This is a genomic window from Humibacter ginsengisoli (assembly GCF_054780095.1).
On the sequence record NZ_BAAGWZ010000003.1, the window covers coordinates 324,289 to 345,903 of the forward strand.

Annotated in this window: 17 protein-coding genes; 2 read left to right on the forward strand and 15 right to left on the reverse strand. The window is 65.1% G+C overall.

Annotation, left to right across the window (positions count from 1 at the left end; genetic code table 11):
• Nucleotides 1–2: 2 nt before the first annotated feature.
• From ACYVI5_RS06255 to ACYVI5_RS06265, 3 genes are all read right to left on the reverse strand, one after another.
• A complete protein-coding gene (locus ACYVI5_RS06255; RefSeq protein ID WP_460579433.1) occupies nt 3–845 on the reverse strand; it encodes a carbohydrate ABC transporter permease in 843 nt (280 codons plus the stop codon).
• 2 nt (nt 846–847) lie between these two features.
• On the reverse strand, nt 848–1,786 hold the full coding sequence (locus ACYVI5_RS06260; protein WP_460579434.1) for a carbohydrate ABC transporter permease: 939 nt from the start codon (nt 1,784–1,786) through the stop codon (nt 848–850).
• Between the two features lie 73 nt (nt 1,787–1,859).
• Nucleotides 1,860–3,155, reverse strand: coding sequence for an ABC transporter substrate-binding protein (locus ACYVI5_RS06265; RefSeq protein ID WP_460579435.1), 1,296 nt, complete (start codon nt 3,153–3,155; stop codon nt 1,860–1,862).
• A 253-nt stretch (nt 3,156–3,408) separates the two neighbouring features.
• On the opposite strand from ACYVI5_RS06265, the gene ACYVI5_RS06270 reads away from it, so the two are divergent.
• Complete coding sequence (locus ACYVI5_RS06270; RefSeq protein ID WP_460579436.1) at nt 3,409–4,344, forward strand: LysR family transcriptional regulator; 936 nt, start codon at nt 3,409–3,411, stop codon at nt 4,342–4,344.
• Nucleotides 4,345–4,404: 60 nt separating this feature from the next.
• On the opposite strand, the gene ACYVI5_RS06275 is transcribed toward ACYVI5_RS06270, so the two are convergent.
• From ACYVI5_RS06275 to ACYVI5_RS06285, 3 genes are all read right to left on the reverse strand, one after another.
• On the reverse strand, nt 4,405–5,697 hold the full coding sequence (locus tag ACYVI5_RS06275; protein ID WP_460579437.1) for a GH39 family glycosyl hydrolase: 1,293 nt from the start codon (nt 5,695–5,697) through the stop codon (nt 4,405–4,407).
• A gap of 327 nt (nt 5,698–6,024) precedes the next feature.
• On the reverse strand, nt 6,025–7,188 hold the full coding sequence (locus ACYVI5_RS06280; RefSeq protein ID WP_460579438.1) for a Rossmann-fold NAD(P)-binding domain-containing protein: 1,164 nt from the start codon (nt 7,186–7,188) through the stop codon (nt 6,025–6,027).
• 397 nt (nt 7,189–7,585) lie between these two features.
• Nucleotides 7,586–9,064, reverse strand: a complete 1,479-nt coding sequence (locus tag ACYVI5_RS06285; protein ID WP_460579439.1) for a rhamnulokinase — start codon at nt 9,062–9,064, stop codon at nt 7,586–7,588.
• 71 nt (nt 9,065–9,135) lie between these two features.
• Here ACYVI5_RS06285 and ACYVI5_RS06290 point away from each other — a divergent pair, with 71 nt between their 5' ends.
• Nucleotides 9,136–10,185 carry a LacI family DNA-binding transcriptional regulator gene (locus ACYVI5_RS06290; RefSeq protein ID WP_460579440.1) on the forward strand — a complete coding sequence of 350 codons (1,050 nt, stop codon included), beginning with the start codon at nt 9,136–9,138 and terminating at the stop codon, nt 10,183–10,185.
• Between the two features lie 27 nt (nt 10,186–10,212).
• On the opposite strand, the gene ACYVI5_RS06295 is transcribed toward ACYVI5_RS06290, so the two are convergent.
• The 9 genes from ACYVI5_RS06295 to ACYVI5_RS06335 all read right to left on the reverse strand — a co-directional run bounded on the left by ACYVI5_RS06295 (nt 10,213) and on the right by ACYVI5_RS06335 (nt 21,466).
• Nucleotides 10,213–12,246, reverse strand: coding sequence for a bifunctional aldolase/short-chain dehydrogenase (locus tag ACYVI5_RS06295; protein ID WP_460579441.1), 2,034 nt, complete (start codon nt 12,244–12,246; stop codon nt 10,213–10,215).
• Between the two features lie 106 nt (nt 12,247–12,352).
• Entirely contained in the window at nt 12,353–12,916 is a 564-nt protein-coding gene (locus tag ACYVI5_RS06300; RefSeq protein WP_460579442.1) for an RpiB/LacA/LacB family sugar-phosphate isomerase, read from the reverse strand.
• A 203-nt stretch (nt 12,917–13,119) separates the two neighbouring features.
• Nucleotides 13,120–14,499, reverse strand: coding sequence for an apiosidase-like domain-containing protein (locus tag ACYVI5_RS06305; RefSeq protein ID WP_460579443.1), 1,380 nt, complete (start codon nt 14,497–14,499; stop codon nt 13,120–13,122).
• Between the two features lie 98 nt (nt 14,500–14,597).
• Entirely contained in the window at nt 14,598–15,509 is a 912-nt protein-coding gene (locus ACYVI5_RS06310; protein WP_460579444.1) for an alpha/beta hydrolase, read from the reverse strand.
• Nucleotides 15,510–15,539: 30 nt separating this feature from the next.
• Complete coding sequence (locus tag ACYVI5_RS06315; RefSeq protein WP_460579445.1) at nt 15,540–17,018, reverse strand: C-glycoside deglycosidase beta subunit domain-containing protein; 1,479 nt, start codon at nt 17,016–17,018, stop codon at nt 15,540–15,542.
• A 2-nt stretch (nt 17,019–17,020) separates the two neighbouring features.
• The gene (locus tag ACYVI5_RS06320) at nt 17,021–17,932 is read right to left on the reverse strand and encodes a sugar phosphate isomerase/epimerase family protein (protein WP_460579446.1); all 912 of its coding nucleotides are present in this window, start codon (nt 17,930–17,932) and stop codon (nt 17,021–17,023) included.
• The gene (locus tag ACYVI5_RS06325) at nt 17,929–18,330 is read right to left on the reverse strand and encodes a C-glycoside deglycosidase beta subunit domain-containing protein (RefSeq protein WP_460579447.1); all 402 of its coding nucleotides are present in this window, start codon (nt 18,328–18,330) and stop codon (nt 17,929–17,931) included. Before ACYVI5_RS06325 ends, ACYVI5_RS06320 begins: the two co-directional genes overlap by 4 nt.
• A gap of 37 nt (nt 18,331–18,367) precedes the next feature.
• A complete protein-coding gene (locus tag ACYVI5_RS06330; RefSeq protein WP_460579448.1) occupies nt 18,368–19,966 on the reverse strand; it encodes a GMC family oxidoreductase in 1,599 nt (532 codons plus the stop codon).
• A gap of 21 nt (nt 19,967–19,987) precedes the next feature.
• Nucleotides 19,988–21,466 carry an MDR family MFS transporter gene (locus ACYVI5_RS06335; RefSeq protein ID WP_460579449.1) on the reverse strand — a complete coding sequence of 493 codons (1,479 nt, stop codon included), beginning with the start codon at nt 21,464–21,466 and terminating at the stop codon, nt 19,988–19,990.
• Nucleotides 21,467–21,615: the final 149 nt, after the last annotated feature.

A 21,615-nucleotide genomic window follows, 5' to 3' on the forward strand; every position in this document is an offset into this window, starting at 1 on the left:
GGTCAGCCCTTGAGCCCGCCCGCGTAACCCTGGATGAACTTCTTCTGCGCGAACGCGTAGAACGCGAGGATCGGGATCATCGAGATGATGACGACCGAGAAGATCAGGTTCCACTGCGAGACGAGTGAGCCCACGTAGCTGTACATCACGACCGGCAGCGTCTGGTACGGCGTGCCGTTCAGGAAGATCAACGCGGTGAAGAAGTCGTTCCACACGATGAGTCCGGCGAGGATGGCCACGGTGCCGGTCGCGGGCGACATCAGCGGGAACACGATGCGCCAGAAGACCTGGTAGCGGTTGGCGCCGTCGATGACCGCGGCCTCCTCGTACTCCGGGCCGAGATTGCGGAAGAAGTTGGCGTAGAGGAACACCGACAGCGGCAGAAGCATGCCGGTGTAGATGAGGATCATGCCCCACGGATTGCCGACCAGGCCGAGATTGCGGGCGCCGATGTACAGCGGCAGGGTGCCCAGCTGCGTAGGAAGCACGATCGCCACCAGGAACAGGTAGTACGCACGGCGGCTCCACCGGCTGGTCGACCGTGAGATGGCGTACGCGGCGAGCGACCCCAGCACGATCAGCAGGATGATGCTGCCCGCGGTGATCACCGCGCTGGACGCCAGTCCGGTCCAGATGTTGCCCGAGGATGCCGACGCCGGCGAGAGCAGCTGGATGAAGTTCTCGATCGTCGGCTGCGTCGGCGGCGCGACCGCGGGCGTGGCGAGGATGGCCGGCAGGGTCTTCAGCGATCCCATCAGCAGGATCCAGAACGGGAGCAGCAGGATGGCCGTGCCGAGGATCGTGACGATCTCGATCACGAGGGTCTTCTTGGTGTAGCGGAACACGGTCAGGCTCCCTTCTCGGAGCGATCGCGGGTCGCCCACTGCTGCGCTAAGGAGAAGATCAGGATGAGCACGAAGAGCACGAGCGCCAGCGCCGCACCGAACCCGAACTGCTGGTAGGTGAACGCCTGCTGGTAGACCTCCAGCGCGAGCGTCTGGGTCGCTCCGGCGGGGCCGCCGTTCGTGAGAGCGACGACCTGGTCGAAGACCCGTAGGCCCTGGATCAGGGTGAGTGTCGTGGCGATGGCGACGGATGGCTGGATCAGCGGCAGCACGACGGATCGGAACCTCCGCCACGGGCCCGCTCCGTCGATCGCCGCGGCCTCCTCCATCTCCACCGGCACCGTGGCAAGCCCGGCGAGGTAGGTCACCATGATGAAGCCGATGTTCTGCCACACCATCACGATCAGCACGCACCAGATCGCGAGCGTGGGACTCGCCAGCCAGTTCTGCTTCTGCAGGCCTACCGCGACAAGGATCTGGTTGAGCGGGCCGTTGTAGTCGAAGATGAACTTCCAGATGTACGAGACGGCGATCGGGCTCACCACCACCGGCATGAACACGAGGGTGCGCAGCAGGTAGCGGGTCTTCAGCCCTCGGTTCAGGGCGAGCGCGAACAGCAGTCCGAAGACGTTCGTGAAGATCAGGAAGCCGATCGCCAGGAACAACGTGTTCCAGAGGGATCCGATGAGCTCGGGCGTCTGGAAGATCTTCACGAAGTTCTGGATGCCCGTGAACTGGAACGCTCCGACGCCCGACCAGTTCGTGAAGGCGAAGAATCCGCCGGCAACGGTCGTCACGTAGATGACGAACGCCATCAGCACCACGGCAGGCAGCGCCCACCACCACGAGCCGAGCTTGACGTGGTGGGCTCCGCGCCGTGAACGTCCGCGAGCGCTGCGGCCGCGACCTCCGGTCGTGATCGCCTCGGTCTGAGTCATCATCTGTGTCATCGTCGACATTTCCCGTCATCCGCGATCGGTGGCCGGCCCGTGCGGACCGGCCACCGGCTTCACGTCAGCTCCAGTCGGAGTCCATCTGCTGAAGAACCTGCTTCACGGTCATCTGACCGGTGAGGATGCCCTGCACCCCGCTGCCGAGATCGTTGTAGATCTTCGCGTTCGGCCAGTCGAGCGAGGGGTAGCCCCGCACGTCGTTCGAAGCGATGAGGTCCTTGACCGGCTCATATTGCGGGAGCAGGTTCTTGGATGCGTCCTGCTCCACCGGGATGGCGCCCGTCGAGTTCGCGAAGTTCTCCTGTCCCTTCGTCGAAAGGATGTACTTCAGGAAGTTCGTCGCCACGGTCGGACTCTTCGTCTTCGCGCTCGCCGCAATACTTTGGTCTGCGCTGACGGCCAGGTAGGTCTTGGTGCCGCTCGGTGCCGGAATCGGCAGGATGACGAGCTTCACGTGGCCGCCCGCGGCATCCATGATCTCCTTCGCAGCACCACTGGGTGCGAAGAAGCCGAGGATCTGTCCGGACGACGAACCGTTCGTGAGAGCGTCGAAGCCGGCGCTCGTGGCACCGTCCTGGAAGCATCCGGAGTCGTACAGCTTCTTGATCTCCGTGAGAGCTGCCGTCCAGCCCTTGCTTCCGGCGAAGGTGACCTTGTTCTTGGCCCGCTGTGCGTCCCAGTCCTTGTCTGGCCCGTAGACGGTGGAAGCAGCGAGCGTGAGCGCCAGGAACGCGTTGTTTGCCGGCACGCTGCCTGCGAGCCCATAGACGGACTTCCCGTGCGCTCGTGCGACGGAGCACGCCGAGATGACGTCTTGGATGGTGGATGACGCGCCGAGGTTGATGCCGATCGACTTCGCCAGGTCGTCGTTGTAGATGACGCCGTACGCCTGGGTGCCCAGCGGGACTCCGTAGGCCTTGCCGTTGTACATCCACAGCTCCTTCTGTGACGAAGGAAGTGCGTCTATGACCGACTTGTCGCTGATGCCGAGCAACAGTCCCGATTTCGCCCACGGAATGATCGAGTCCGCCTGACCGGTGCCGCCCTCCGCGTAGAACGTGTCTGGTGCGTTGCCGCCCTGGACTCGTGTAGCGAGCGTGCTCGGGTAGCTCTCGGTGGGAAGGTTCAGGGGCTTGACAGTGACGCCCTTGTTCGCCTTCTCGAAACCGGTGATAAGCGCCGTATACGCCGCCTTGTCCTGATCGTTCGTGGCCCCGAAGGCCATAGTGATGGTCTGTGGTTCCTTCTTCGCGTCCGAGGAACCGGTGGCGGAGCAGCCGGTGAGGACGAGTGCGCCGGCGGCGAGCGTGGCGACCACTGCGCCCATCCGCCCGCGTGAGCGACGATGCTGTGTCATTTCGGGCCTTTCTGACTTCGTTGTCGGCGGCTCCGCTGAGGGGTTAGCCGCGCTGTACCATCAGTGTCGCAACGCTGCGTTGAAAACACACATAAGTAGTTTGGATGCCAGACATAACCCGGAGCGGGGTGCGCGTCGAGCCACCGCAATCAGCCTGATTGCGGCATCCGAGCCGGCTATATTTCCCGGCTCATGCATCACTCCGGTTGATAGAGTCTGTAGACCAGCCGCCCACCCTGAAGGACACGAGGACGTGGCCGATCACCTGCTGCTCTCCCGACTCGACCTGAACCTGCTCGTGTCGCTCGACGCCCTGCTCACCGAGCGCAGCGTGACGCGGGCCGCCGAGCGACTGCACCTCAGCCAACCGGCGTTGAGCGCGTCGCTGGCCCGCCTGCGCACCCACTTCGGCGACCCGATCCTTGCCCGCCGGGGTAACACCTATGAGCTGACGCCTCTCGCGTTGCGGCTCGCTGACCACACGACGACGGCGCTGGAGGCCGCCCGGCGCGTGTTCGAGAGCCAGGCGACCTGGGATCCGGCGGAGTCGATCCGGGAGTTCTCCATCTACGGCTCCGACCACGCCTTCACGACGATCGGACGTGTCGTCTCCGAACTGGCTGCCCAGCGTGCCCCGGGAGTGCACTTCCGATTCCTGCTGCACAACCCGATCGTCGTGGAGGATGCACCCAACCGGCTGCGAGCTACCGACGGCATGATCATCCCGCACGGCTTCCTGACCGACCTGCGCTATGTGGACCTCTGGCAGGACGACTGGGTCGCCATCGTCGCCGACTCCAACCACGAGGTAGGCGAGGAACTTACGATGGACGATCTCTCCCGGCTGCCCTGGGTGATGAACTACCAGACCCGCTCCGCTTTCACCTCCGCCGAGCGGCAGGTACAGCAGCTGGGCGTCGAGCCGAACGTCGAGGTCGTCGTGGAAAGCTTCCTCGCCATTCCGCACTTCATCACCGGTACGCGGAGGGTAGGCATCATCCATTCCGCGCTCCTGCCACTGGCCACGCGCGCTGCCGGGGTACGTCCCGTCGGGCTGCCATTCTCGCCGACGCCTATCGTGAACGCGCTATGGTGGCACCCCGTGCACACGCACGACCCCGAGCACTCCTGGATGCGTTCGCTGTTCGGGGAGGCCGGGCAGCTGGTCGCGGCCGGCGCGCACGCATGAGGCCCGCGAGGCCAAGCACGCCCGACTTCACCCAGTGCTTCGCCTTGCTCTCTCGCCGTGCTACGAAACGCTGAGTTCGATGAGCACAACGGATTGCAGGTCAATCTGAACATCCAGATCGATAGAACCAGAATCCGATACTCCCTCCCGATAGGCTGCACGCTGCTCACGGTTGAGCGATTGCTCGGCGATCGACACCACTCGGCCTGCCCACGGGAGATTTGTCAGATGGACGCGCGCCGATGTGACGCATCGCGATGCCAGCCCCGTTCGCTGCGGCGGGAGCCTGAAGCCAAGCTCTATTCGCTCCGCCCCGAGCGGAACGCGGAACTTGCATTCATCACTCTCCCGGGGTGCAAGAGCAATCTCCGGCGCCACGAAGTTCGCGATGAGAATACGTATACGATCGCCGTCGATACTTGCGGCGCAGGCGAAGCCAGCCTCATCCCCCCCATCGACCGCCAGGCGGTGACCCGAGAACACGCGCCCCATCCATCCGAATGTCACGGTCCGCGCATCCGGCGAGCCGTCCGGGCCACAAACTGCTGCCGGGTCAGTGAATCCGTAATGAGGGTCCGCACCACTGTCCGCCCGGAAGAACAGGGCGTAGTCAACTGCCGTGTCCTGCAAGTAGATCTCGGACACCGCCTGAAATGCGGCCTTCTCGTTCAACGGAGCCTCGCTGTTCGGAATACCGAGATAATTCCAATACGACAGCATCAGTTCGGTTTTTGTGAAGCCATAGGAGTTCAGCAGGCGGCGCATCTCCGCAGCCACAAACCGGAAATCCATGGGATCGCGCGTGGCGTCCGCGAACCACAGGAAAGAGAAGAAGTCCAAAGGCAGGCCGTTATCTCGCACAAATGCAAGAAAACTCTCGCGGAACGATGTCCCCGCGTTAAGCGGGAAGCCAAGCGAAGGTCCTCCGACGATGAGGGCTGGGTCTACTCGCTTGACGGCCGCGCAGAACGCCTCGTACATGCTGAAGAATTCGGTTGCCGTCCCGGTAAAGTGAAGCGGCCCAAAGTCCGGCTGGTCGCCGAACTCGTACATGCGTATCGGCTTCTCGGGGCCGTTCGCCCAACCGTCAGCGTAGTGCCGGACGATATGCTCGACAACCCGACCGTACTTCTCCACGTCCATTGCGGGGAGTTTGTTGGAAGGGATCGCACTGGCGAAGTTGAACAACACGTCAGCACCAATAGAATGCACGGCATTCACCCAATGATCAGTTGCCGCGAAATTGTAGCTGTTCGGGTCACTCGGGTCGGCATTCCAGTCGGGGAACAGGCTCTCGGGGTTGTCCCGGGTGTCAAGTCGAGACACCCAGTCGTAGGAGCGGATCAACTGCATGCCGGCTTCACGCCATAGCGGTGTCATATCAGGGAAGCCCGGGTAGGTAGGCGCCGAGCACGGGATTCCGCCGGCGCCCCTTTGCACCTTCCATTCAGAGATGTCGCCTGCGTCGATCTCCAGTGTGCGAGAGACCGGTGCTGTTCCCTCGCCATTTGTACTCGGCTCGCTCTGGAGACCGAGATCGTTCGACAAATCCCGCAATTCTTTTCTCCTGGTTCATGGTCGACTCGGCCACCGAAATCGGATTACGCGTAGGCGACCCTAGGCTGCTTCCGCATTCCGAATCGTCACTGTTCTCAAGCACATCTGCCGGGAGCTGTGGCTTCAGTACGGTCGCGCGAGAAGCTGGTTTGAGTATTCGTTCGCAATTGGTTCGTCGTTGATCAGGAATTCGACTCGACGCTGGTACGTCTCCGGCGTAACCGAATCGAACTCCTCTTTCATCGCTTCCATCGAACGATCGTGTACAGCTCTGACCCGCGGGAGGCGCCGAGTCATGAATGCCAACTGCGCATCAAGCAAGGACTGATCCTTGGCGAGTTCCTGTGCGAGGACCACGCCATCCTCGATGCTCATCGCAGCGCCGGAACCGAGGTACGGCGTCATGGCGTGCGCGGCATCCCCCATGATCATGATGCGGCCCCGGAACCACGGGTACGGTACCCACACCGTCGAGAACGGGGTGTATGCAACGCTCGTCGACTCTCGAATGTGCTCGACCGAGTCAGACATGAACTCAGAGTCCCCCATGACCGCGCGAGCCCGGTCGTACATGATCCTCGGCATGTCTGCGGGGTCATAGCGCGGGCGCCCCTCCTCAGCCACAGTCAGCACCAAATACATCATGCCGCCTGCCAGTGGTGAGAAATTCGCTTTCCCGCCATATCCCTGGCAGAAGATGGTTTCTGTCATGCCGGGGGCGAGCGGCATAGCAGTACGCCATGCCACTCCTCCAACTGGCGTGGGGGCGTACTGGGCACCGAAATACTCTCTGCGGATCTGCGAGTTTATCCCGTCGAACCCGATGACGAGGTCGTAGTCCGCGTCGTCGCCACTGTTGAAAGTAACCGTCACCGCATCGGATTTCTCCACGATGTTCGCGACAGTGGTACTCATGCGAATATTGCAGCCGACATGCCGCGCCCGATCAGTTACCGTACGCAGGTAATCGAGCCTCGGCATGATCAGGTTGCTTGGACCCTCGTCGTCCGGAGCGCCATAGCTCATGTCGCACAGGTGTCGGCCGTGCACATCGTAATAAGTCAGCCCGCGGCTTTCGATGCCGATCGCCATACACTGGTCCAGTAGGCCGATCTCCTGGATGGCACGCAGGCCGTTCTTTCTCAGACCGAATCCAACACCGGGAGCGCTGTTGTCGTCCGAAATTTCGATGACGTCGACCTCCGCTCCTATCTCCGCCAGGGCGATCGCGGAGCTCAACCCGCCGATTCCCGCTCCGACCACCAGAATCTTCAGCGGCTTACTCATAGGAAACCCCTTTCTCGCGCTATCGGGCGACGGGTGACCGTACCGAAACGAATCACGAATTGAAGCGCGGTCAATCTCGACCGCTCTCGTAGCCTGCGACTTTGAACCAACCTCATCGTCGACGCGGATCCAAACCGCCGGAACCCGACCGTTCCAAGCATTTCATGAAATGGCAGGTAACGATCATTCGAAACGTTGATACCCGCCAATGCTCAGAGTGATACGCGTGGGCTTCGAGCCACCGGCGAGCGCTATATCGTCCCGAATTCGGCTGAGCTCGGCATCCCCTGACGCAATTGGCGTCCCGAGATCCGGGTACATGCGGAATACACTCATCCCGAATCAAATCCGGCTCATCTGGTAGGCCCCTGGGGGTTCCGCACCGAACTGGACGCGCTCACGCAACCGAGCGCCGCACTCGTGACGCCCTCAACTGAGTTCGGACGTTGCCGAATGCCGTGGCTTCCACGGCTGCCGGTGAGATCGTCGTTCCGGTCAACTCCCCGACACGGTCCCACAGCAGTCTGTTTCGCGATGCACCTCCCGACACATCGATGTTCGTTGTCGGGGGCAGGCCCGCGAGCGAGTGCGCGCGACGGATCGTGTCCGCGTAGCGATGCGCCAACGAGTCCGTGATAGCTCGGATGAGTCCGACATCGTCAGCGAGTGCGCCCCCCGCACCGGCGCACAGGGTGCGGATGCGTTCCGCCATGTCTCCAGGCTCGCGCAGGCTGGAGTCCGTGACGTCGAAGACGACGCGATCCGCCGGCAGCGCGGCCGCCTTCTCGTGCAGCGTGATCACCTCATCCGGATCAGATCGTCCATGGAGCGAGCGAAGTGTCTCGTTCACAAGCCAGGCGCCGGGTTCAGTGCGATGGAAGCAGGCCTCCAGCTCCCCGTCCAATTGATTCGTGAACCCCTCGGCGAGGGCGTCGTAATCGAACACCGGCTCGTCGGGTCTGACACCGATCACCGACCATGTCCCGGCCGACACGTAGGCCGAGGTCGGCGTTGTGCCGGGCGTTACTGACAGTGCCGACGCTGTGTCGTGCGAGCCGACTGCCACCACCTCGACGCTGTGACGTAGCCCGAGCAGAGAAGCGACGTCGGCCCTGATCTCGCCGACCCGATCGCCCGGCCTGGTCAGTGGCGCGAACAACTCGGTCCGGAGCGAGACCGCGTCGAAAACGGTTGAAGCCCATGAACGTGTAGCGACGTCAAGCAGGCCGGTCGTTGCAGCATTGGAGACTTCGGTGACCGGTTTGCCTGTCAGCAGGAATGTCAGGTAATCCGCAACCAAGAGCACCCGCGCGTCCCTGCGCTGTATGCGGTCATCCGACGCGAGTTGGAAGATCGTGTTGAAGCTGTATCGACCGGCTCCGGTTGCGCGGAACAATCGTTCGGAAGACATCATCGATTCCACCCGAGTCACGGCTGTTCTCGTCCGGGGATCGCGATAACTCACGACATCCCCGGTGCGGCGACCGTCACTGTCGATCACCGCGTAATCGTGTCCCCACGCGTCAACGCCGACACTTTCGATACCGGCCAGTCCCATAGCACGAGCGCGATCATTCGCGGCTCGGAGGCCGCGCAGCACCTCCCGCCAAATGCCATCGATGTCCCACACGAGCTGCCCGGCGGCATTCCTCCCGAGCGCGTGAGCGAATCGCGCGACGATTTCGAGCGAAACGCCCTCGACCGAATCGAGTCCAAGCACCACGCGGCCACTGCTGGCGCCGAGGTCCACTGCAGCCACCGCTCGAGTTGGACTGCGCAACTGGCTGGTGAGCATGACGTCAAAGCTCATTGGTACCTCCGCCTCCCGGACATCATCAGACATCGACAGGAACTGCCGCCTGACGACCGCAGTCATCGTCTACACGAGTAGCTTATGCCGGCGACACCTAGGCTGATCATCGATTGATGCGACGGTGAGGAGGTCCGGTGGACAGCAGTCCCGTACAGCACAGCAGGCGCGTCACGCGGACGGATGTGGCACGCGACGCCGGTGTGAGCACCGCGGTCGTGAGCTACGTGGTCAACGGCGGACCCCGCAACGTCGCCGACGCGACGCGCCGCAAGGTCGAGGCGGCTATTGAGAGGCTGGGATATCGTCCCAATCCTGTGGCACGTGCGCTGAAGCTGGGCCGGACTGCGACGTTGGCTCTGCTCCTTCCCGACGTCAACAACTCGTACTTCGCCGAGCTCGCTGAAGCTGTCGAAGAAGCTGCATTCCGGCGCGGATTCGCATTGATACTCGCGAGCTCGAGCAACGATGCGAAGCGGGAGCGTGTTCAGTACGCCGCGCTTCGCGATCGTCATGTCGACGGCTTGATACTGGCTTCGATCAATGACCGCGCGGAGTTCCTCGACCCGGCGGGGCTCGATGTGCCGACCGTACTGATCGACAGAGCATCGAACCGTCCTGGGGCGGATTCTGTGGGAATGGACGACCGAAAGGGAGCCTTCGCAGCGACCCAGCACCTGCTCATCGATCACGGCCTCCGCCGAATCGCCTGTTTGAGCGGTCCCGAGGACGCCGTTTTCGCGCTCGAACGCGAGGCGGGTTGGCGCGAAGCGCTCGAGACGACCCCGGGAGCACTCGGTGAGGTCACCCGGTCCGGATTCACGAAGGACCAGGCCTATCGAGCCACGTTGCGCCTTCTTGGCGGAGCGGTTCACCCCGAGGCGATCCTCGCTCTTTCCGGCGTTCAGGCGGGCGGGGTGCTGCGCGCCTGCTGGGAACTCCAATTGCGCGTCCCGGAAGACATCGCCGTGGTGGCATTCGATGGAACGGCCGATTCCGAGTTCACCACGCCACCATTGACCGTCGTGCAGCACCGGCTCTCCGCTACCGCTGAGACCGCAGTGGATCTCGTGCTGACGTCACATTCGCGTGCAGAGGCGGTTCATCATGTCGTGCCGTTCGAGCTCATCCTCCGCGCGTCGTGCGGTGCTCACGACGTCGCTCGGGACGGCCACACCGCCCAATAGAAAGACTGCGTCGGCTCTCGTCAACGATCACCGCAGGAATGCGGCGGCGACACCCGCGTCCACCGGAATATGGTGCCCGGTCGTGAGGCGCAGGCCGTCCGCCACGAGGACGAAGACTGCACTCGCGACGTCCTCGGGAAGGACCTCGCGTTTGAGCAGCGTGCGCTGCGCATAGAAGGCGCCGAGCTCGTCCTCGGCGACTCCGTAGACCGCTGCGCGCTTTGCCCCCCATCCGCCGGCAAACATGCCGGTGCGCACCACCCCATCCGGATTGATCCCATTGACACGGATGCCGTGAGGTCCGAGTTCTGCGGCAAGGAGGCGAACCTGGTGCGCCTGGTCTGCCTTTGTGGCTGAGTACGCGAGATTCTCTGGACCCGCGAACACGGAGTTCTTTGACGAGATGTAGACGAGATCGCCGCCGAGCTTCTGGTCGATCATGGCCCGGGCGGCGGCTTTAGAGACGAAGAACGAGCCCTTCGACATCACGTCGTGCTGAAGGTCCCACTCGGCCTCGGTTGTATCGAAGAGCGAACGGGCGATCACGAGCCCCGCGTTGTTGACGACGAGGTCAACACCCCCGAACGCGAGAAGAGTCGCATCGACCGCCGCTTGGACCTCAGACTCACTGGTCACGTCCGCTCGCACTCCAATCGCCACGTCCGCGGTGCCAATCTCCGCGGCCGCCGCCTGCGCCTTCGTGAGATCGAGATCGGCGATGACCACGCACGCGCCCTCCGCCGCGAGCCGCTTTGCTGTTGCCTTGCCGATGCCCGATGCAGCACCGGTCACCAATGCGATGCGGGTCGCGAGCGACTTCGGCTCCGGGCGCCGCGCGAGCTTCGCTTCCTCCAGCGCCCAGTACTCGACCGCGAACTTCTCTGAGTCGGGAATGGGTGAGTATGTCGACAGCGCCTCGGCGCCGCGCATGGCGTTGATCGCGTTCACGAAGTACTCGCCTGCTACGCGCGCAGTCAGCTTGTCAGTGCCCCAGCTGAACATGCCGATGCCGGGAACGAGGAAGATCGCAGGGTCCGCGCCGCGGATCCCTGGGGAGTCTGGCGTCGCATACGCATCGTAATAGGCCTGGTAACCCTCTCGGTAGGCAGTGTGCAGGTCTCGAAGGCACGCGATCACATCGTCCAGCGGAGCCGTGGGCGGGAGATCGACGACCAGGGGGCGGACCTTTGTGCGCAGGAAGTGGTCTGGGCAAGACGTGCCCAAGTCCGCGAGCCTCGAGTGTTCGGCATGAGCGAGAAAGTCGAGCACCTCCATGCTGTCGTTGTAGTGTCCGACCTTGGCCTGATCGCAGGACGCGAGGGCGCGAATGTGGGGGATCAAGGCGGCGGCACGTGCATGCCGTTCGTCCTCTGGCAAGGGTGCGTACTCGCGAATCATGGTGCCGAAAGGCTCGGCTTTGCCATGAGCAGCGATATAGGCCTCGGCGGTGTTGATGATCCACAGGCTGTTGGCCTCAGCCTCGTCGCTGGTGTCACCCCACGCAGTGATGCCGTGGCCGCCCAAGATCGCCCCGATCACGCCGGGGTTCTCCTCTTTGATTCGACGCATGTCGAGACCGAGCTGGAATCCCGGTCGCTTCCAGCCGATCCAAGCGACGCGCCCTCCGAAGATCTTCGCGGTGAGCTTCTCACCATCTGCCGCGGTCGCGATCGCGATGCCGGCGTCGGGATGGAGATGGTCGACGTGCGCCGCGTCCATGAGCGCGTGCATGCTGGTGTCGATGGAGGGCGATGCACCACCGGTGCCGTGGGCTACGTACGGGAACTTGGCGACCATGTCGTCCTCGTGCTCGACGCCGCGGTACACGGCCTCGAGTTCACGGAACCGATCGAGACGGAGAACACACAGGCCCTCGGCTGTGAGAGTCGCCAGGTCACCGCCTGATCCCTTGACCCAGACCACATCGACGGGCTTGCCCGACGCCGGGTCTTCGACAGTTCCTTTCGAAGAGGTGTTGCCGCCGCCGTAGTTGGTCACGCGCGCGTCGGCACCCAACCGGTTGGAGCGTCCGAGTAGAAGCTCGACGGTGTTGTTCGACACGTTTCATCCCTTCTTCAATACGAAAGTCAGTGGCCACGTTCGGCGGCAAAGAAGCCGTTTCTCCTCATGGTCCAGGTTGGCGTCATCGACGCGGGCATGGATGCAGCTAAAAGGCCAGACCGAGCGGCTGAGCGCCGAGCTCGACTTCACGCGCGTTCGCGACTCGGTAGCCGTTCGCCTTGTATGCCTCATAGTCGAACGTGTCGCACTCCTCAAAGCCGATCTGGTGATACTCCAAGAATCCTTCCCAGTCCTCGTAACCGTCGCCCATCGAGCTTTCGAGGAAGGCATCGGCCATCCCTCGCGCGAGCGCAGGCCCCGTGAAGAACGCGCCGATGGCGAGCACATTGGCTCCGTTGCCGGTCGCTGCGCGGCGGGCTGCGGGAAGACTCTCCGCGACGGCGGCGTGCACGTGCGGACACTTGCTCGCACCGATGTGGATGCCCATGCCGGTGCCGCAGAACAAGAGCGCCTTTTCATACTCTCGCTCGGAGATCTTCGAGCCGACCAGAAATCCCACGCGGTGATACATCGGTGCTTCGTCCTTCACCGGGGTGACGTCCTCAACTGCCCAGCCCCGCGCTTCCAGATGCTCCTTGACGAGTTCCTTCAGTCGAAAGCCGGCGAAATCCGCGCCCATCACAACGTACTTATCTCTCGTGGTCTTCATCCTGGTCACTCCTTCGTGCCTGCGCTGACGAAATCTACTCGTGTAGCTTAGTTGATGATCAGGTAGCCATGTCAACGCGATGACGACGAACCCTCGCGTTCCTGCCCGCTGATGTCGGCTGCCTTCCTCGTACCTCGCGCTGCTTCGCCGTCGGGGTGGCTACGAACGTCGCGGACACGCCTGCGATGTGCCAACGGCAGAGCTTAAGCCTGCGCCTTTCCGGGCACGTTGCAGATTCGATCGAGCCGCGCCAACTGGTCGACCCGCGAGGTCACCACGAGGACCCAGTCGCACTCCAGCCCTGATGACGGCGCCGTGAAGACCTGACGCGACGGGGTGAGCGCGACCTCGAACGTCTCCCCCGCGACGGCGCCCGTGCGCGGGTCGAACCATGCGCCCAGGTACGCACCATGGGCGAGCTCGCCGAGATCGATCTCCTCGGTTCCGCCGTCGGTGAGATAGACGATCACGAACTCGCCGTCGCGGTCCACGGCCGCTTGGCGGTGATGATCGATGCAGTCCTCGGCGCACGCGTGTGTGAGTGCGTGTTGAGCAGGAACCCAGCGTTCGAAGTCCATCGTCGCGACGAAGTCGCGCAGGATCGACATCTGGGCCGCCCCGGGGCTCGAGAGCGCCTCGAACCAGGTCGCACCGAGCACGTCGTCGCGCTCCTTCTCCGAGATCATGCACCACACGGATGCGTGGCCGTACGTGTGCCCGAACGCGCCGGCGAGGAGGTCCCAGTACGCGCGCATCCGCACGATCCAGTCACCGTGCAGCGGCGACGGGCCCGGCCACGACATCGGCATGCGCTCGTACGCCGGTTCGGCGTCCAGCACCGGGAGCACGCGTTCACGTTCACGCTCCCGGCGGACCGTCGCGTAGCTGGGCACGTTGCGGCCGTGTCCCGATTGCAGCGCGATGAAGCTGATCCAGGCATCCTCATCACTCCAGTACGACATCGTGGAGAACTCACCGGTCTCCTGCTCGAAGCACGTGTGATATGTGATGAGAAGGCGATCCCATACCGGTGAAGAGGTGTTCCAGCGCGGGTTCTCCCCCGTGACGCCGTGCGCGATCCCCTCCGCGAGCCGCCGCCACACGCCGCGGTAGTCGACTCCCTTGTGCACAGGATGGCGGTCGCCGCCCAGGCACCAGATGAGGTTGGAGCGGTCGCGGTAGCGCGCGCCGATCCAGTCGCCGAAGCCGTACGCGTTCTCCTCCGTCACGGTCTTCGGCAACGTCTCGCCTGCCCAGTTGTCACCCACGACGAGCTGAGCCCAGACGGGTAGCAGGAGCACGTAGAAGCCGAGGCTCTCGGCCAGGTCGAGGATGCGGTCCAGCCACGTGAAGTACGCCTCATTCGGATGACTGAGGTCGCCGTCGACCAGCGCCGGATCACCGACCGGATTTCGCATCTCGACGTCGCGTTCGGGGTCGAGCGCGACGAGTTGCAGCACGGTGAAGCCCTGCGCCTTTCGCCGCTGCATGTAATACAGCGCGTCGTCCCACTTCAAGCGCTGCGGCAGCGTCCAGGCCGTGTCGGCGAGGTAGAAGAACGGTCGACCGGATGCCGTTTCCAAGCGCCGCCGGTCCCCGGAGACCCGAAGCCGTTCGAGTGACGAACGGTTATGCCCTGCCTGCTCGTTCGCTGGTCCGTCTACTACCGACGCGTTTCCGGTCATCGCGCGCCGGCCCACCCTGCGATCGCCTCGATCGTCGGCAGCGCCGTGCGATCGGCGGGCTCGTTGAGGTGACCATGGCCCGCGCCGGCCTCGACGCGCAGCGACACGTCGACCCCGACTCGCGTCAACAGGTCGGCGAACGCTTCGCCCGATGGACGCCGGTCGTCTCGCTCGCACACGACGATCAGCGTCGGAGGGTAGCCGTGCCCCGAGCCGAGGCCCGGGAATGCCAACGGGTCGGTCAGCGCCTCGGGCGAGCCGACGTAGTTCAGGGAGAGCTGCGCGTGCGGGTCGTCCGCACCCGGCACCCACTCGGGGAGCGCGCCGCCCGGATGCAGCACGGGATACACCAGCACGAGGCCCGCGGGCAGCGGCTCGCCCGCATCTCGAAGCCGCGCCGTCACGCCGGCCGTCAGCGTTCCGCCGGCGCTGGCGCCGCCGAGCAGAAGTGCGTCCGGCTCTGAACCGAACAGCTCCGCCGCGTGCTCACGCGCATACCGCCACGCTGCCAGCACATCGTCGGAGGGCACAGGGAAGTGCACGTCGCCTAGGCACTTCGTGTAGTCCGCGGTCAGCACCGGGATGCCCCGCGCGGCGAGTTCGAGAGCGACCCAGTTCGATTCCGGCATGCCCAGGTGACCGCCGATGAACGCACCGCCGTGCACCCAGACGAGCGCGCGTCCCGTGGGCGTCGCGGTGTCGTCGCGATAGACGCGGACCGGCTGGGAGCCGGTCGGAGTCTGGATCTTCAGGTCGGTCATCCGTACTCGGGCCAGACGCGGAAACCTGCGGCGCAGCGACTCGGTGTCGACATCCGGGCGCGGGTCGGCGGGTTCACCGTGCTCGCGCAGCCAGCGGAGCGCGTCCGCAAGCGGCATGCTTCGAAGATCAGGTGCGGTGTCGGTCATGATGACTCCTCGTCCTCATCTGCGGGAGGCTCACCGCACAGGTGCGAGGGCTCGCATCGAGCGGCGGATCAGGTCGTGCTGCTTGCGCACCAGCACGAGCGGGTCGACCTCGCCGAGTTCGGCGAACGCGTGTCCCTCCCACTCGCTCGACCAGTATCCGCGGTAGCCGCCCTCGACGAACACCTTCACGAGCTCGGGGTAGTCGATCGCCGGTTCCTGCCCGTTCTCGTCGATGTCGTAGAACTTGGCGTGCACGTGCAGGATCTGCGGCATGATGTCCGCCCACTCATGCGGGTCAACGTGCCCGTGCATGTTGAACGCGAGATGCGCGAACGATCCGAGCCGGCCGGGGTCGAAGTCGCGGCTGCGGAGGTAACCGATGAACTCGTCCTGCCGGTCGCGCATGGAGGCATCCGTGGCCCAGATCTGCTGCAGTCGTTCGACCGCGGCATCGTCGAGACCGCTTCTTCGCACGGCGCGCAGCAGGGTCGGCGACATCGCGTGCATTGTCGACGAGAAGTCGGCGACGAAGCCGAGCAACGGCGAACCCAGCTCGTCGTACGTCTCGCGCACCTTCAGGATCGGGTCCGCGTTCGGACCCATCGGCGCGTGGATCTCGTACGCCAGCTTCAGCTCGAGGCGCTCCGCGACCGGGAGCAGACGGCGCAGCAACTCCGGCTTGGCGGACTGGATGCGCACCAGCGGGAACCCGAGCTTCTTGGCGCCCTGGAACATCAGTTCGCTGAACTCGAACTCCTCGTCGGGCGTCATGTCGCGGTCTCGCCGTTTGCCCATGTCGAGGTTCGCGCCGAACGCGCTCTCGTCGAATCCGTGCCGGTCGAAGGCCGCACGCCAGGTGCGCACGAACTCGTCGGAGACGACCGGGTAGGTCGGCACCATCTGGGAGGCAACGATCTCGATGCCCGGCCCGATGCCGAGCTCCGCTACGCGGTCGAGCAGCCCGTCGAAGTCGAACCAGCCGGCCCGGAACTCGGCGCTCGCGGAGTACAGGGTCAGGCCGAGCTGGAACGGGTCGGCGTCGGTGGCAGGCGGCGGTGCGGCGATGCCGGTCTCGAGAACCGGCCGCGCGGCATCCGTGTCCGTCGCCGTCAGCGTGAGCGCCTGATGCACGACGTTCGGCACGTACATGCCCGGTCCGCCGTCCCTCCCCGGCGCGATCTGCATGTATGGCAGGCGAAGCTCGCCGTGGATGACCACCTCGTGCGTCTCGCCACGAGCGATCGGCGGATCGCGGCGCACGATCAGCAGCGGATGCGACTGCAGGTACCAGAGCACATCGCTCTGCTGCGGCAGGTCGGCGAGCGCGTACCTTACGCCGTCGAGCTCGAATGCGAGGGCATCCTCCGGCACGTCGGCACCGTCGATCGTGAGCCGGATCGTGGAGACTGACGAGAGCCAGAGGCTGCGGTACCAAGGGATGGTGAGCGCGATGGCTGCGCCCTCCGGATGCACGCGAAGGCTCGCGTCGTCGATGAGTCCGTTCGGCATGGTCAGCTCCTGTTCACGAGGTCGGCGGCGACGGTGCGGATGAGCGCGTGCTGCCTGCGCAGCTGATCGGGCGCACGGTACAGCTCGTGGTGGCCCTCGTACTCGCTGGAGAACCAGCCGGTGTAGCCGGCGTCGAGTGCCACCTTCAGGACGTCCCGCCACGGTATGTAGTGGTCCTCGAGTTTCTCGTCCACCTCGTAGAACTTCGCCTGGAAGTACACGGTGTGCTCCATCACCTCGGCGAGGTCGCTCACCGGCACGAACGGCACCTCGGGCGGCCGTGCCGTGCCGTCGCCCATGCGGAAGGATGCGCTGCCTCCCCGGCGCGGGTACGGCTGCAGCTCGAAGACGCCGGTGTCGATGAGCAGGCCGAAGTGGTCGGTGCCCGTGCGCTGCTTGAACTCCAGGTACTCCTCGACGACCGGCGACTTGATCACCGTCGGCCAGTGGATCTCCGGGCAGATCACGATGCCCAGGTCGGCGGCGAGCTCCAGATTGCGCTCGACGGCCTCCTGCCAGATCGGATCGACCTGAAGGTCCTCGGTGATCACACCGATCTTCGGACGCACGAACGAGAACCCGAGACGACCGGCGAGCCGCAGGTCGAGCTCGAGCTGCGCAGCGCCCTCGGCCACCGTCATCCCCCTACCCGGAAACCGCCGGGTGTCGATCCAGGAACCGTAGAGCGTCGGGGTGAGCCCGAGCCGCTCGTTGCGGGCGAACCACGCGTCGATCCACGCGCTCGACGGGTTCGGGTAGTCGGCGATGTGGCCTTCGCCGAGGATCTCCAGCCCGGTGGCACCGACGTCGGCGACATCCTCCATGCAGTCCTCCACGGTCATCGTGACGCCGATGTCTTCCGTGTAGCTGTAGAGCGAGACGCCGAGGCCGAAGGGCAGGTCGTTCGTGCTCACTTGACAATCACCACCTTGCGGTTCGCGGTCCAGATCCCGGGCTGCAGTTCGACCGGGATGTACGACATGCGCAGCCGAAGCTTGAGCGTCACGTCGTGGATGCCGCGCGCCAGGCCGCCGGGCCGTGGCACGGTGAGCACGGCGGGCTCATCCATCGGCCAGCGCGCGTCGGTGGATGCCTGCAGCTGCGCAAACGAGTACTCGCCGGTCGGCAATGTCCAGCGGATGTCGTCTCCGGCGAACTCCTCGCCGTCGACGGTGACCGTGGGCTTCTCGATGAGACTCCCCCACAGCCCTCGGTAATACGGGCTACGTACGCGCAACTGGAACCCGGTGGGGGCACCCTCCGGCCCCACGTTGCGGAACCCGGCCGCCTGGATCAGCGGTTCTTCGAGCATCGTCTTCCTGTTCTTTCCTCGTTCGGCTGTTTCATGGTCAGGCTGCCGCCGCGACGGCGGTGTCGCGCCGGGTGAAGCTCTCTGCCGCTCGGCGAGCCCCGCGCACCGCGATCGCGACGCTCATCAGCGTGGGATTCATCGTGTTCGCCGTCGGGATCAGCGCGTTCCCGCCGACGAGAAGGTTGCGGAAGCCCCACACTCGCGAGTACGGGTCGGCGACGCTGGTGCCGTCATCCGTCTCGCCCATGCGCATGGTGCCCATATAGTGCAGGCTCGACCCGTTCGGCATGAGGCGCGGCTCGGCGACGAACGTGCCGAGCGCCGTCCCTGCACGGCGGAGGCGTTCGGTGGCCTGCGCGATCTCGTCGAGTTCGGCGTCCGTCAGCGCGTACTCGATCGTCATGTTCGGGAACCCGCGGTAGTCCGGCTCGGCGTCGTCGAAGCTCACGCCGTCCTCGGCTCGCGGCCGCTTGCGCACGCCGTAGCCCATGTTCACGTACCCCCACCGGTTGCCGGACTGCGGATGCGCGGGGTCGAGCGTGAACGGCGGGTTCTCGGCGTACATCACCTGCAGCGAGAACGGATGCCCCGGCTCGGAGAACGGGATGCGGTTGACCGCTGCGACGGGGTCGGCCGGGTTCTGCGCGCGCCTGGCCAGCTCCTGCGCGAGCTCGTCGTCGGTGACGAGTCGCGACATCCGCTCGCCGTCGAGCGCGACGGTGCTGATCACGACGTGGTGCTCGGTGAGATATCGGCCGAGCGCGGCGGGACGGATGCCGGATGCCCACAGCAACTGCGGCGAACGGAACGCGTCGGCTGCCACCACGACCAGGTCGGCCGGAACGAAGGATGTCTTCCTGCTGCGGAGATCTTCGACGGTCACTCCCGTGACCACGCCGTTCTCGTGCTCGACGCGACGAACGAGCGTCAGGTCGCGCAGTTCGAAGCGCCGGGACTCCGGCGTTCCCGGCTCGATCAGCGGTCCGAGCACGACGTCGGCCCCGGCCCACCGCATCGAGCCGTCCGGCTGCGGGTCGCCGGCGACGGGCAGCGTGCCCACGCCGTAGCCGGGCGGCAGCTCGGCACCGAACTCGTCGTCGAGCAGCGACCGGATGGCCGCGCCGATCGGTGAGTCGGCGAACGCGGCATTCTGCACGTGCAGCAGGCGGCGTGCGGTGGCGATCAGGTCGTCCCACTCGTCGTCGGGGATGAAGCCCACCTTCTCGCTGAACGCCGGTGCCGGGGTGACGCACGTCCAGTGCGCGCCCTGACCGCCGACGTTCGTCGCGGCGGCGGCGGCCGGGAACGTGGGTGCGTGCGCCGAGCCCTCTCCGCCGAAGTCGAGCAGGAACGTGCCTTGGCGGGCGGTGAACATCCCTTCGACCACGGCCCCAGCCGGGATTCCGAGCGACTCCCGGAACTCGCCGGCCTGCGGTCCCTGAGACATCTCCCTCGCGCGGTCTTTCGCCACCGGATCGGCGATGTTCCGCACGCTCTCGCCCGGCCGGTCCGTCAGCTGCGGGCCCGCCTCGAACATGATCACGCGGGCGTCGGGCAGCGACTCCAGCAGAACGCGCGCGTACGCGGAGCCGATCGGGCCGCTGCCGACGACGGCGATCACAGGTGAGTCGGTCATGGGGTTCTCCACTTCGGTGTTTCAGGCGGTGAGGGTTTCGATCGGCTCCGTGGCCGGATGCTCTTTGTCGTCGGACAGCCTGCCGCCGGGCAGCAGGATGGATGCCACGATCCCGATCGCGTAGGTGATCGCCAACGCGGCGAAGACGGGCGCGAACACGTCGCGGTAGATCGCGGCGACCTGCGTCTGCACATCTGGGGACGCAGCGTGCACGACCGCGGGCGTGAGGGTCGCGGCATCCGTTCCGCCCGGCAGTGCAGCGGCGACGCCGAGCCCGATGATGCCGCCGATGACGGCGGTCGCCAGAGTGGATCCGACCTGGCGAACGAGATTCACCGTGGCGGTGACGGATCCCAGCTCGGATCGGGGTGCGGCGCTCTGCACGACGGCGACGATCAGACTCATGAACGCACCGGTGCCGAGCCCGACCACCGCCATCACGGCCATCGGCACCCAGAGGGGAAGTCCGGTCGGGAGCACGGCCATGGCTCCGAGGCCGATTGCGCCCAGCGTTGTGCCCACGAGCGGGAACACACGGTAGTGGCCGGTGCGGCTGGTCAGCCATCCGGTGGTGAGGTTGCTCACGAGCATGCCGAACACCGTCGCGATCGGAACGAGACCTGACATTGTTGCGCTCGTGCGGTACGCCATCTGGAAGTACGTGGGCAGGTAGGCGGTGATGGAGAACAACCCGATGCCGACGATCGCCGAGATGGCGGTGCCCGTCGCCATCGTGCGGTCGGCGAAGAGCCGCAGCGGCACGATCGGCTCCGCGGCGCGCAGCTCGGCGATGACGAAGACGGTTAAAGCGAGGGCGGCTGCGGCATAAGCGGCGACGCTCGCCGGACCGGTCCAGGTGACCGCGAGCACGAGCGCAACCAGGCCGATCGTCAGCGTCGCCGCTCCGGCGATGTCGAAGCGCGGCCGACCGGTTTGCTGTACGTGCGGCACGGCGAACAGGGCGAGCACGAACGCGAGCACGCCGACGGGGGCGTTCACCCAGAACACCCACGGCCAACCCCAGTAGTCGGTGATCAGACCGCCGAGCACCGGGCCGATCAGGATCGCCACAGGGAAGGCTGCGCCGATGATCGCCAGGTACTTCGGCCGCTGGCGAGGCGAGGTCGCCTCCGCGACGATCGTCTGCGACATCAGCTGCAGGCCGGCGGAGCTCATGCCCTGCACCACGCGGGCGACGATGAGCCAGAGAAAGTCTTGCGCGAAGCCGCACGCGATTGACGCGAGGATGAACACCGCCAACGAGGTCAGGAAGACGGATCGCGGTCCCACCAGGTCGCCCAGCTTCCCGAGCACCGGAAGCAGCACGGTGCTGGCCAGGGTGTAGCCGACGATGATCCAGCTCATGTGCTCGAGGGCTCCGAGCTGACCGGCGACGGTCGCAAGCGCCGTCGAGACGACGGTGTTGTCGAGTGCACCCAGGAACGAGACCGTGAGGAGCGAGACGACGAGCAGTCGGAGTCTCAGTGACGTAAGCGGCATGGTGATCGCCCGCACGACCGGGCACTCGACGCGACGGGTTGTGGCCCCAGCGCAACATCACGAGGGGAACGGACCAGGAGGCCCCGACGTCATGTCGATTCTATGCTAACTTTTGCCGATATACAACATAAGCCGGTATCCGTGCCCGA